Genomic DNA, 11974 nt, shown 5'->3' with positions numbered 1-11974 from the left:
CCGCGCGGTGTACGTGCTCGATCCGGACCGGGTCCGCGTCGAACTGGTGCGACTGCCCGCCTGAGCGGAACGACAATGGAGGAACGAATGGGCGGCAAGTCCATGACCCTGGACGGCGTCACCGAGTACGTCCGGTCCGGGATGACCGTCGGGATCGGCGGATGGGGGTCGCGGCGCAAGCCGATGGCGATGGTGCGCGAACTGCTGCGCAGCGACGTCGAAGACCTCACCCTGGTCACCTTCGGCGGGCCCGAGGTCGGGCTGCTGTGCGCGGCGGGCAAGGTGCGCCGGGTGATCTACGGGTTCGTCTCGCTCGACACGATCCCGCTCGACCCGCATTTCCGCGCCGCGCGCGAGGGCGGCCGGGTCGAGACGACCGAGTACGACGAGGGCATGTTCGTCGCCGCGCTCCGGGCGGGCGCCAACCGGCTGTCGTTCCTGCCGACGCGGGCCGGGCTGGAAAGCGACGTGCTGCTGATGAACCCGGAGCTGAAGACGGTCGCGTCGCCCTATGACGACGACGTCTATGTCGCGGTGCCCGCGGTGCGCCCGGACGTCTCGCTGCTGCACCTCAACCGCAGCGACACCCTCGGCAACGGCCAGTTCCTCGGCCCGGACCCCTACTTCGACGACCTGTTCGCGATGGCGTCGGGCAAAACGCTGCTGAGCGTCGAGAAGATCGTGGACACCGAGGACCTCACCGCCGCCGAGCGGTCGACGTCGCTGCTGATCAGCAGGATGTTCGTGAACGGTGTGATCGAGGCCCCGAACGGCGCGCACTTCACCTCGTGCGACCCGGATTACGGCCGCGACGAGGCGTTCCAGCGGCATTACGCGCAGTCCGCGCAGGACGAGGAATCGTGGCAGCGCTTCCGCGAGACCTTCCTGGCCGGCGACGAGGCCAGCTACCACGAAGCAGTGCGCGCCTTCCACCGCGCGACCGAGAAGGAGACCGCATGAGTGCCCCCGCGACCCGCGCCGAGGTCTGCATCGCCGCCTGCTCGGACGCTTGGCGCGGCTCCGGCGAGGTGCTGGCCCACGCGGTCGGCACGGTCCCGGCGGTCAGCGCGCGGCTGGCCCGGCTCACCCACTCCCCCGAACTGGTGCTGTCCGACGGAGAATGCCACTTCATGGCCGACCCGCCGCCGCTGGGCAAGACCGCGGCGGCCGGCGGGACGGTCGAGGGCTGGGCCCCGTTCGGGCGGATCTTCGACATCCTCAACACCGGGCGGCGGCATTCGATGATGGGCGCGAGCCAGATCGACCGGTTCGGCAACCAGAACATCTCGCTGATCGGCGACTGGCGAAAGCCGAAACGCCAGCTCATCGGCATGCGCGGCGCGCCGGGCAACACGGTCAACCACCGCACCGACTACTGGGTGAGCCGGCATTCGAGCCGGGTGTTCGTGGACCGGGTGGACGTGGTGTCCGGCGTCGGCAACGACCGGGCCCGCGCGCACTCGTCGACGGCGTTGCGGTTCCACGACCTCGGCGTCGTGGTGACCGACCTGGCCGTGCTCGGCTACGACGAGGACGGACGGCTGAAGGTGCGCTCGCTGCACCCGGGCGTCACCGCGGACGAGGTGCGCGCGAACACCGGCTTCGAGCTGGACTTCAGCGGCGCGGGCGTGTCCCGGGTGCCGGACGAGCACGAACTGGACCTGATCCGCACCGTGCTCGACCCGGAGAACGCCCGGGACCGGGAGGTCAGGGAGTCGCGGTCCTGAACCGCTCAGCCGGCGAGCAAACCGCCGTACAGCATCGCGAGGTACTGCTCCGCCACGACGTCGTGGCGGAGCTTTCCGCGCGGGTTGTACCAGCGGACCGACGACCAGACCGTGTCCCGGATGAACCGGTACACCAGGCTCACCTCCAGGTCGTCGCGGAACTCGCCGGTCTCCCGGCCCGCCTGGAGCACGCCGAGCCAGAGTTTTTCGATCTTCAGCGATGTCTTCCCGACGAAGCCGAAATCGGCGAGGCTGCCGACGACGGCCGATTCGTTCTGGTACAGCGCCACCGCGAACGGCCGCTCGTGAATCGTCGCGAAGGCGGTGTACACCAGTGCGTCGAACTGCTCGCGCGGCGTGCCGTCCTTCCCGGCGATCCCGGCGAACGCGGCCAGCAGGTCGTCCATGAACTCCTTGAGGATCTCGCGGAGCATGTCTTCTTTGGACGCGAAATGGTGGTACAGGCTCCCCGAAAGGATGCCCGCCTCGTCGGCGATGTCGCGGACGGTGGTCTGGGAGTAGCCCCGGGTCGCGAACAGCTGAGCGGCGATGCCCAGCAGCTCGCCGCGCCGGGTGCCGCCGTTTTTCGCCGGGGCCCGGCCGGTTCGCGGAGTCATCGCATGGATCCCTTTCTGCCCGCTGCTTTCCCCTATGCTACCGAACAAGCACTTGTTCAGTGAGGAGACCCGCGTGCCGACGCCTCGCACGATGCCCGCCCTGCTCGACGAAGCCGCCCGCCGCCACGGCGACGCCCCGGCCGTGGCCGACGGTACGACACGGCTGTCCTGGACCGGTTTGCGGGAGCGGGTGCGGGCGGTTTCCCGGGCGCTGGCCGCGGTCGGCGTCCGCTCCGGCGACCGGGTCGCGGTGTGGTCGCCGAACCGGGTCGAGTTCATCCTGACGTTCCTGGGCGCGCAGTGCCTCGGCGCGGCGCTGGTGCCGATCAACACCCGGTACCGCGGCGAGGAAGCCCGGGTGGTGCTGGAGCGGTCCGGCGCTTCGGTGCTGGTGCTGTGCAACGGATTTCTCGGGAACGACTATCTCCGGATGCTGACCGAGGCCGCTTCCGGTCCGGGTGGCTCCGGTGCGGTACCCGGACTTCCGCGGCTGCACACCGTGATCGACCTCGGATCGGAGGGCGTCGCGCTGCCGTGGAACGAATTCCTCGCCGGGGCGGAATCGGTGCCCGCCGTCGACGAATCCGTGGTGACGCCCTCTACGGTGGCGGACATTTTGTACACCTCGGGCACCACCGGCGTCCCCAAGGGCGTGATGAGCACGCACGCCCAGACGATCGGCGTGGCGGACGTCTGGGCGAAGGGCGCGTCGCTCACCCCCGCCGACAAGTACGCGATCGTCAACCCGTTCTTCCACTCCTTCGGGTACAAAGCCGGGGTCGTCGCGGCGATCACCGCGGGCACGACGATCTATCCGGTGCTGACGTTCGACCCGGTGGCGTTGATGGAACTGGTCCAGCGAGCAGGCATCTCGGTGCTGCCCGGCGCGCCGACCGTCTTCACCACGCTGATCAACCACCCGCGCCGCACCGAGTTCGACCTGTCGTCGCTGCGCTTCGCGATCGCCGGCGCGGCTTCGGTGCCGGAGAACCTGTTCTCGGACATGCTGGAAATCCTCGGCTTCGAGCAGGTCGCGCAGGCGTACGGGCTCACCGAATGCGTGGTGGCGACCCAGTCGCGGCCGAACGAGGACCCTCGCCACGTCGCGCACACGACCGGCCCGGCGGTGCCCGGCCTGGAAATCCGGGCGGTCGACGGCGAGGGCAAGGACGTGCCGGTCGACGCGGACGGCGAAATCCTCATCCGGGGCGAGTTCGTGATGCTCGGCTACTTCGACGACCCGGACGCGACCGCGGCCGCGATCGACGCCGGCGGCTGGCTGCACACCGGCGACGTCGGACAGCTGGACGAGCACGGCTGCGTCAAGATCACCGGACGGCTCAAGGACATGTTCACCGTCGGCGGGTTCAACGTGTACCCGGCCGAGGTGGAGAACGTGCTGAGCACCCACCCGGACGTCGTGGAGGCCGCGGTGATCGGCGTGGACGACGAACGGATGGGTTCGGTCGGCCGCGCTTACGTGACCCTGTGGTCGGGGGTCGAGCTGGATCCGGAGGCGCTGCGCGAGTACTGCCGGGAGCGGCTGGCGAACTTCAAGGTGCCGCGCGAGTTCGTGGCGATCGCCGAGTTGCCGCGGAACGCCAGCGGGAAGATCGTGAAACGGGAGCTGGGCGGGTGACCAGGGCGGCCGCCTCCTTTTTCCGGCGCGCAGGCAGAAGCCCGCTCTCGGGTCAGTTCCTGGCCGGCCGTGCCGTCACGGACCCGGAGCGGACTCGGCTGTAGTGGCCCGGAAAGTCCGGCCAAGCTCAGGCCCCCGGCCCACGTAATGCCGGAAGAGATAGAACAACGGCTCCCACGCGGCGACGCGAATGTGCCTGAGGTCCGGTTCGGCGAGCGCGAGATGGACGTGCACCCGGAGCACCTCGGCCTCGACGATGCCGACAGCGGGATCGCCGGGATGGCGCGCGGCGGTCACCCGGCATTCGACTTGGAGCGGGCATTCCGCGACCCGGTCGACCGCGACGAGGTCGGCCGGGATCGGGGTCAGGCGGGCGGTGCCGAATTTGTCCCGTTCGGTGCGGAACTGGCCGGCCTTGTGCGCCGGGACGACGGGAGCGCCGGTCAGCCCGGCCAAGCGCTCGACGGCGGGCCACAGCTCGGCGCTCGGGTAGTTCAGCACGCAGTCCGGCCGGTCGCGCAGGTTGGCGAAGGTGTGGCCGGTGCTGCCGAAGCCGAGCACGGCGGTGCGGCCGAGCACCCAGGCCGACGACATCGGGGCCAGGTTGGTCGTCCCGTCGGCGTTCGCGCTGGACAGCAACACGACGGGGGTGCCGGGGTAGAGCACCGGCGGGTCGATCACGACGGAATCCATGACCGCATCCTGTCGGCGGGACGGTTCGGTGCGCGCCGAACCGTCCCGCGGTCAGACGAGCCGCTCCAGCACCATCGCCATGCCCTGGCCGCCCGCCGCGCACATCGTCTCCAGGCCGAAGGTCGCGTCTTTCGCCTGGAGGCCGTGCAGCAGCGTCGTCGCCATCCGCGCGCCGGTCGAACCGAACGGGTGGCCCAGCGCGATCGCCCCGCCGTGCACGTTGACGCGGCCGAGGTCCAGGCCCAGCTGGCCGACGCACGGCAGCACCTGCGCGGCGAAGGCTTCGTTCATCTCGACCAGGTCGATGTCCTTGACCGACAGTCCGGCCCGGCCCAGCGCCTGCTGGCTCGCTTCAACCGGCCCGAGGCCCATGATCTCCGGACTCAACGCGGACACCCCGGTGGCGACGATCCGCGCCAGCGGCTGGATGCCCAGCTCGCGCGCCCGGACGTCGCTCATCACCACGAGCGCGGCCGCACCGTCGTTGAGCGGGCAGCAGTTCGCCGCGGTGACCGTCCCGTCCGGACGGAACACCGGCTTGAGCTGAGATACCTTCGCGAGCGTCACACCCGCCCGCGGACCGTCGTCTGCGAACACCACCGTACCGTCCGGCAAGGTCACCGGGGTGATGTCCTTCTGCCAGAACTCCCCCGCCGCTTCGGCGAGGTTCTGGCTGCGCACGGCGAACGCGTCCTGGTCTTTTCGGGACACTCCACAATGGTCAGCGACGTTCTCCGCAGTTTCGCCCATCGCGATGTAGACATCCGGCAGCGCACCGTCTTTCCGTGGATCCGTCCATTGCAGACCACCGCCCGCGCGCTTCTCGGTCACAGCCATCGCGTCGGCGTACAACGGGTTCTTCGTGTCTGGCATGCCGTCGGCTTTGCCTTGGGAGAACCGCGAAACGCACTCGACACCCGCCGAGACGAACACCTCGCCCTCGCCCGCGCGGACAGCGTGCACCGCCATCCGCGTGGTTTGCAGCGAAGACGCGCAGTACCGGTGCACAGTCGTGCCGGGCACCGCGTCGAGACCGAGCCGCAGCGCGACCATCCGGCCCAGGTTGTACGCCTGCTCCCCGGCCGGTTGCGCGCAGCCGAGCATCAGGTCGTCGATCCGGGCGACATCCGGAACCGCCGCCAGCGCGGCTTCGACCATCTGCGCGGCGAGGTCGTCCGGCCGCAGGTCCTTGAGCGAGCCCTGGTACGCCCGCCCGATCGGCGAGCGGGCGGCGGAGACGATCACGGCTTCGGGCACAGCAAGGTCCTCCTCAGCCGTTCGGGGTGTGCTGGAGGAAAGCGGGCCATTCGCCTCCTCCGTCCACATTGAGCACCGCTCCGCTGACATGGCTCGCGAGCGGTGAAGCGAGCAGCAAACAGGCTTGTCCGACCTCGGCCGGCGACGCGAACTGTCCACGCGGGATCGTCCGGGCGACCGCGTCGCGCTGCGCCGGATCGCCGTAGTGGTCCTCGGAACCCGGCGTCTCGACCAAACCGCAACTGACCGCGTTGACTCGCACCCGCGGCGCCCACTCGACCGCCAAGCTGGTCGTGAGGCTTTCCAGGGCCGCCTTCGCCGCGCCGTACACCGCGGTACCCGGACTGGGCCGTCGTGCCGAGATCGACGTGACGTTCACCGCCGACGCTCCAGGCGTCTCGCGCAGGATCGGATGCGCCGCGTGGAGCACGTACGCGGCGGCCAGGAAGTTGAGATCGTTGATCTTGCGATGAAACCGCGGCGACGCCTCGGCGAACTGCGCGAACGGTGCGCCGCCGGCGTTGTTGATCACGACGTCGAGCCGCCCGTGCCGCTCGCCGATCCCCGCCAGCCACTTCTGGACCTGCTCCGGCTCCCGCACGTCAACCTTCGTGAATCGCGGCTTGCGGCCGTCAATCTCGCGCAGCTTCCCGGGTTCGGTGCGCCCGCAGATCTCGACCTCGGCGCCTGCTTCGAGGAACGTCGCCACGATGCCGTCGCCGACTCCGCGCGCTCCGCCGGTGACGAGGACGACGCGATCGGTGAGGTCGAAGCTGACAGGCATGCTGCTCCTTCTCGCCGGGAGCGCTCAGCCTACCAAACAAATGCTAGGTTGAGGACGAGGAGGTTTTCCATGCCACAGGAAGCAATCCGGCGGGTCAGCATCGTCACCGGGGGTGCACTGGGGATCGGCGGGGCGACCAGCCGCCGCCTCGCCGCGCGCGGGGACCTGGTCGTGCTGAACGACATCGATGCCACCGCCGCTGCCGCCGCGCGCGCCGAGATCGAGGCGGCCGGTGGCGTGTGCGAAACGGTCATCGGCGACATCGTGACCGACGAGGTGGTCGAGGCCGTCACCGCTGCCGCGCTGCACCTGGGCGACGGCCGGATCGACTTCCTGGTCAACAATGTCGGCGATTTCCGGCCCGCATCCCGGGATTTCCTGCACAGCACGCCGGAACAGTGGGCGCGGTTGCATGAACTGAACCTGCTGCACGTCTTCAAGGTCACCCACCGAGTGCTGCCGCACATGATCTCGCACGGAGCCGGTGTCATCGTGAACAATTCGACAGTGGAAGCGTTTCGCGGCATCCCTGGGCATGCCGTGTATTCCGCTTACAACGCCGGGGTTTCAGCGTTCACGAAGAGCCTGGCCGTCGATGTGGGGCGGCATGGCGTCCGGGTGAACGCGATCGCGCCGGATCTCGCGGACAGCCAGCAGACTCCTGCCGCTGCGATGCTGCGCGACAACGACCCGTCGGCGATCGAGACGTGGGTGCCGCTGGGCCGGTTCGGGCACGTGGACGAGTACGCGAAGGTGATCGAGTTCCTGACGACTGATGCGGCCTCGTACGTCACCGGCCACACGATCCCGGTCGACGGCGGAACGCTCGCGGCTTCGGGGTGGCACTTGCGGACCGACCGGAAGGGGTTCACGAACTTTCCGCGAGAGACCTGAGCCGGGCGGCTCGGGAGCGGCTCACGAGCCCTGTCCTCGGCTGGGTGCGATGACGCGCTGAACGCTGTCACGGAGCAGGTTCCGGCGTTGCTCGTGCAGTTCCAGAGCCTCCTGGTCGCTGGCGGCGTAGACGTTGCTGACCGGCGACCAGGCCATCGACATCGCGATGACCATGGCCATCAGGTCGAACGGCTCCCCGTCCCGGACGACACCCGCGGCTTGCGCGTCGGCGATGGCCCGCAGTTTGGCGTCGTCGAGCCGGTTGCTGTCGTCGACGAGATGCCCGGCCGGGCGCCGTTCCAGACGCTCCCAGGTCGCCAACCGGATGAGGTCGGGGCGACGGAGATACTCGTCGTAGAGGCGGACGGCCCAGCCGGCGAGATCGGCGGCGTCGATCGGCACGACGGTCATGATCCGCTCCAGCGAAGCGGAGAAAACCGCGTCGAACAGCCCTTCCTTGCTGCCGAAGTAACCGTAGAGCTGCGCCTTGTTGGTGCGGGCGGCGGCCACGATGCGTTCGACTCGCGCCCCGGCGATCCCGTGCTCGGCGAACTCCTGGGTCGCGACGTCCAGGATGCGCTGCCTGGTGGCGGTGCCGCGCGAGGTCAGGGGCTTGTCGGCCATGCCGGGCACGATAACAACAGACCAGTCTGTTTGCCGAATCGGCGAGCCGCCGCTACGGTGGCAATAGACCGAACAGTCTGTTTGTTAAGGAGCGAGCATGCGGAGCACGCTGAGCTGGCAGGCCGGCCGCGCCGGAGCCGCGTTACGGCGGACCTCCCTGCTACGCCGGGAACTGCGGGCCGACGACATCGCCGTTCGCGTGGATTACTGCGGCGTCTGCCATACCGACCTCCACGCCGTCCGCACCCACACCGGCGACGCGCCTTTGGTGCCAGGCCACGAGTTCACCGGCGTGGTGACCGGCCTCGGGCGCGAGGTCACCCGATTCGCCCTCGGCGACCAGGTCGCTGTCGGCAACATCGTCGACTCGTGCGGCGAATGCGCGATGTGCCAGGCAGGACAGGAAAACTTCTGTCACGAGTTCCCGACCCTGACCTACGGCGGCACCGATCGGCACGACGGAACCAGCACGCTGGGAGCGTTCTCTCGCGAGTACGTCGTCCGCGACGAGTTCGCCTACCCGCTCCCCGCCGGGCTCGACCCCGCGGCCGCCGCTCCCCTAATGTGCGCGGGAATCACCGTCTGGGAACCGCTGCGAGCCCTCGGCGTCGGACCCGGCGCCCGCGTCGCCGTGGCCGGGCTCGGCGGTCTCGGGCACCTCGCGGTCAAACTCGCCGTCGCGCTCGGAGCCGAGACCACGGTCGTCAGCCGATCGGCAGGCAAAGCCGGCGACACCCGGCGGCTCGGCGGCCACGATCTGATCGTCTCCGCCGACCAACGCCAGATGGCCGCGGCTCGGGACCGGTTCGACGTCGTCATCGACACCATTGCCGTCCCGCACGACGTCGCCCCCTACCTGAAGCTCGTCGCTCTCGACGGAACCCTGAGCCTCGTCGGACACCTCGGGGCAGTGACCGTGCAGGCCACCGACCTGCTGATCGGACGCAAGAAACTCAGCTCCGCGGGCAGTGGCGGGCGTCCCGCGACAGCCGCCATGCTGGAGTTCTGCGCCCGGCACGGCATCACCGCCGACATCGAACTCCTGCCGTCCGCACGCGTCAACGAAGCCCTGGACCGCTTGGCGCGCAACGACGTCCGGTACCGGTTCGTACTGGACCTGTCGGATCTGCCGCAGAACCGCTGACCGCACCGAGTTCGCCGCGGTCAGCCCACGTAACCCGCGGGCTGGCCCCACTGCGCACCCCGAGTCGTTGTCCGGTCCACCAGCACGCACCGGGTCCCGGTGAAGTTGGTCGGCATGCATTTGTTGCAGTGGACGCACAACGACGGCGTCTCCGGCTCAGCCGCGACGCGGTTCACCAGATCCGGCTCGCGCAGCAAAGCCCGGCCCATCGCGACGTACTGGAACCCCTCCCGCATCGCCACCTCCATCGACGCGCGGCCGGTGATCCCGCCGAGCAGCACCATCGGCAGCTTCACCGCGGCCCGGATCTGCCGCGCGTCCTCTAACAGAAAAGCGTCCCGGTACGGATATTCGCGAATGAAGTGCTTCCCCACCGCCCGCACAGCCAGCTTCAGCGGCTGCGGCAGCACCGCCGCGAACTCGCGGACCGGCGCGTCCCCCTTGAACAGGTACATCGGGTTGAGCAGCGACGAACCGGCGGTCATCTCCAGCGCGTCGCAGGTGCCGTCGGCTTCGAGCCAGCGCGTCACCGGGATCGCCTCGTCGAGCCAGAAGCCGCCGGGCACGCCGTCGTCCAGGTTCATTTTCACGATCACCGCGATCCGGTCGCCGACCGCGTCACGCACCGCGCGCATCGTGTCGCGCGCGAGCCGGGCGCGGTTTTCCAGCGAACCGCCGTATTCGTCGGTGCGATGGTTGAGTTTCGGGCTCAGGAAGGAGCTGATCAGATAGTTGTGTCCTAAGTGGACCTCGATCGCGTCGAAGCCGCACTCGATGGCGCGCAGGGCCGCGCCGGCGTGGGCACGTTTGACGCGTTCGATGCCGGCGTGGTCGATTTTCTGGGCGAAGCTGAGCGTCGTCTTGCGGAAGTACCGGCTCGGCGCGAGCGCGGGCAGCCCGTTGCCCTTCGGATTCGCGACCGGCCCGCCGTGCCCGATCTGCGCCGAGATCGCCGCGCCCTCGGCGTGCACGGCGTCGGTGAGCACGCGCAGCCCGGGGAGGGCTTCGTCGGTCCAACAGATCTGATGCCGGTCGGTGCGCCCTTCCTTGGCGACCGCGCAGTAGGCGACCGTCGTCATCCCGACGCCGCCCTTCGCGTAGCCGACGTGGAAATCGACCAGATCCCGGGTGACCCGGCCGTGATGGCCGAGCCCCTCGTAGGTCGCCGCCTTGACAACGCGATTGCGCAACTGCACCGGCCCGAGCCGGGCGGGGGCCAGCGGATCGGGCGGGATGCCGGTCGTGGAAGTCACGGTGCCACGGTAGGAAGGGGAGGAGGCGGGCCGCTCCGGCGATCCCGGTGACCGGGAGGCGGGCCGGGGCTCGTGAGCGGCGATCCCGGTTCTGACCGGCACAAACACTCACGAGGCCCCTCGCCGACGGGACTGGTCGCGCCGCCGCGTGGCCAATGCGTGGAGTGTCGTGAGTGCTGATCCCGGTTCGCGGCCGCCCCTTCCAGCTGTGCCGCCAACGACAACAGCGCCCCCTCCTGCTGCCCCAGATCCGCCGCGACTGCACCGGGCGAAGACCTGCCCGGCCTCCCACCCGATCTCCTGTGCCCGGCGCGGTGCGCGATGGCGCTGGTTGGCGGTCAAGCCGCGGTAGTGGTCGAGCAGTGAACGGCTCGACGTCGCCCGGCTGAAGTTCGCGGCCCAGCGCCGCCAGTTGATCTTCGACGATCACCACCAGGTCCGCGCCCATCAGCACCCCGCCGGTCGTGCGGACGTCCGGGAAATCGAACGGGGCCACGGTTTCCTCGACGTAATAGCCGAGTTCCTCGCACAGTTTCGCCGTCTGCTGCACGGCGGCCAGGCATGCCGGATGCGGGTCGACGCCGGTTCGGGCTTGGGTGGCGAGGCCGATGCGGAGACGACCGGGGGTGCGGCGGGTCGCGTCGAGGAAAGTGCCGGGCGGATTCGGGGCCGCGAAGGCTTCACCCGGGAGTGGTCCGGCGATCGCGTCCAGCAGGGCCGCGCTGTCACGGATTGTCGTGGTGACCGCATGGGCGACGGGGACCGGGGCGGCGAGGGTGCCGGAGTCGGGGGCGCCGGTGGTGCGGCCGCGGCTCGGCTTCAGGCCGGCCAAACCGCACACCGCCGGCGGGATCCGGATCGAGCCGCCGCCGTCGGTCGCGCGCGCGGGCGCGGACCAGGCCCGCGGCGACGGCGGCCGCGGAACCGCCGCTGGAGCCGCCGGGTGAGCGGGACAGGTCGTGCAGCTGCGGTTCGGTGCTGGCGTTGAGGCCGAATTCCGGGGTGTTGGTGGCGCCGAGGATGACCAGGCCGGCGCGTTTGCGGCGGCGGACCAGTTCGCTGTCCACAGTGGACACTACAGAAGAGAACAACCGGCTGCCTTGAGTGCCGAGGCCCTTGACCAGGAACAGGACTCCGGTGCGCGGGCCGTCCGGCAGACCGGCGTCGATTTCCGCCAGGGCTGCCTCGAAGCGGCGGCCGGCGACGGCGTTGAGCCGCGGATCCGCCTCCTCGATGCGGGCGATCGCTTGTTCGGCGGCTTCCCGGGCGAACAGGTCGCCGCGGCGGACGGCGGCCGCGGTGTCGAGGGCTGAAAGGGTGGACACGGCGATGTCTCCGCGGA

At 69.8% G+C, this 11974-nt stretch carries 12 protein-coding genes and 1 pseudogene; 5 read left to right on the top strand and 8 right to left on the bottom strand.

Features of this window, described 5'->3' with window-relative positions; genetic code table 11:
- Nucleotides 1–87: 87 nt before the first annotated feature.
- Both A4R44_RS17920 and A4R44_RS17915 read left to right on the top strand, forming a co-directional pair.
- On the top strand, nt 88–960 hold the full coding sequence (locus A4R44_RS17920) for a CoA transferase subunit A (RefSeq protein WP_067582304.1): 873 nt from the start codon (nt 88–90) through the stop codon (nt 958–960).
- Nucleotides 957–1727 (top strand): CoA-transferase subunit beta, encoded by a 771-nt coding sequence (locus tag A4R44_RS17915; protein WP_067581518.1) that lies wholly within the window; start codon nt 957–959, stop codon nt 1725–1727. The genes A4R44_RS17920 and A4R44_RS17915 overlap by 4 nt, the downstream gene beginning before the upstream one ends.
- A 5-nt stretch (nt 1728–1732) precedes the next feature.
- Here the strand turns inward: A4R44_RS17915 and A4R44_RS17910 are convergent, their stop codons facing one another.
- A complete protein-coding gene (locus tag A4R44_RS17910; RefSeq protein ID WP_093573759.1) occupies nt 1733–2344 on the bottom strand; it encodes a TetR/AcrR family transcriptional regulator in 612 nt (203 codons plus the stop codon).
- Nucleotides 2345–2417: 73 nt separating this feature from the next.
- Here A4R44_RS17910 and A4R44_RS17905 point away from each other — a divergent pair, with 73 nt between their 5' ends.
- A complete protein-coding gene (locus A4R44_RS17905) occupies nt 2418–3983 on the top strand; it encodes an AMP-binding protein (protein WP_338080415.1) in 1566 nt (521 codons plus the stop codon).
- A 75-nt stretch (nt 3984–4058) separates the two neighbouring features.
- Here the strand turns inward: A4R44_RS17905 and A4R44_RS17900 are convergent, their stop codons facing one another.
- The 3 genes from A4R44_RS17900 to A4R44_RS17890 are packed head-to-tail and all read right to left on the bottom strand — an operon-like array spanning nt 4059 to nt 6717.
- Complete coding sequence (locus A4R44_RS17900) at nt 4059–4676, bottom strand: flavin reductase family protein (RefSeq protein WP_067581512.1); 618 nt, start codon at nt 4674–4676, stop codon at nt 4059–4061.
- Between the two features lie 51 nt (nt 4677–4727).
- Nucleotides 4728–5933 carry an acetyl-CoA C-acetyltransferase gene (locus tag A4R44_RS17895; protein WP_067581509.1) on the bottom strand — a complete coding sequence of 402 codons (1206 nt, stop codon included), beginning with the start codon at nt 5931–5933 and terminating at the stop codon, nt 4728–4730.
- Between the two features lie 13 nt (nt 5934–5946).
- Complete coding sequence (locus tag A4R44_RS17890) at nt 5947–6717, bottom strand: SDR family oxidoreductase (RefSeq protein WP_067581506.1); 771 nt, start codon at nt 6715–6717, stop codon at nt 5947–5949.
- A 69-nt stretch (nt 6718–6786) separates the two neighbouring features.
- Here A4R44_RS17890 and A4R44_RS17885 point away from each other — a divergent pair, with 69 nt between their 5' ends.
- Nucleotides 6787–7611 (top strand): SDR family NAD(P)-dependent oxidoreductase, encoded by an 825-nt coding sequence (locus A4R44_RS17885; protein ID WP_067581503.1) that lies wholly within the window; start codon nt 6787–6789, stop codon nt 7609–7611.
- A 21-nt stretch (nt 7612–7632) separates the two neighbouring features.
- Here the strand turns inward: A4R44_RS17885 and A4R44_RS17880 are convergent, their stop codons facing one another.
- Nucleotides 7633–8235 carry a TetR family transcriptional regulator gene (locus A4R44_RS17880; RefSeq protein WP_067581500.1) on the bottom strand — a complete coding sequence of 201 codons (603 nt, stop codon included), beginning with the start codon at nt 8233–8235 and terminating at the stop codon, nt 7633–7635.
- Between the two features lie 97 nt (nt 8236–8332).
- Here A4R44_RS17880 and A4R44_RS17875 point away from each other — a divergent pair, with 97 nt between their 5' ends.
- Nucleotides 8333–9379 carry an NAD(P)-dependent alcohol dehydrogenase gene (locus A4R44_RS17875; protein ID WP_067581497.1) on the top strand — a complete coding sequence of 349 codons (1047 nt, stop codon included), beginning with the start codon at nt 8333–8335 and terminating at the stop codon, nt 9377–9379.
- Nucleotides 9380–9399: 20 nt separating this feature from the next.
- On the opposite strand, the gene A4R44_RS17870 is transcribed toward A4R44_RS17875, so the two are convergent.
- The 3 genes and pseudogenes from A4R44_RS17870 to A4R44_RS17865 all read right to left on the bottom strand — a co-directional run bounded on the left by A4R44_RS17870 (nt 9400) and on the right by A4R44_RS17865 (nt 11957).
- Nucleotides 9400–10632, bottom strand: a complete 1233-nt coding sequence (locus A4R44_RS17870; protein ID WP_067581494.1) for an NADH:flavin oxidoreductase — start codon at nt 10630–10632, stop codon at nt 9400–9402.
- Nucleotides 10633–11191: 559 nt separating this feature from the next.
- Nucleotides 11192–11473 (bottom strand): annotated as a pseudogene (locus A4R44_RS52415) (amidase family protein); the annotation flags it as partial.
- Nucleotides 11358–11957 carry an amidase family protein gene (locus A4R44_RS17865; protein WP_067581491.1) on the bottom strand — a complete coding sequence of 200 codons (600 nt, stop codon included), beginning with the start codon at nt 11955–11957 and terminating at the stop codon, nt 11358–11360. The gene A4R44_RS17865 and the pseudogene A4R44_RS52415, both read right to left, overlap by 116 nt.
- Nucleotides 11958–11974: the final 17 nt, after the last annotated feature.

This window comes from Amycolatopsis sp. M39 (genome assembly GCF_001651785.1).
In the GTDB taxonomy this organism is placed as follows: Bacteria; Actinomycetota; Actinomycetes; order Mycobacteriales; family Pseudonocardiaceae; genus Amycolatopsis; species Amycolatopsis rubida.
Note: the sequence above shows the minus strand (reverse complement) of the source record. Positions and strands in the feature narration are given on the sequence as shown.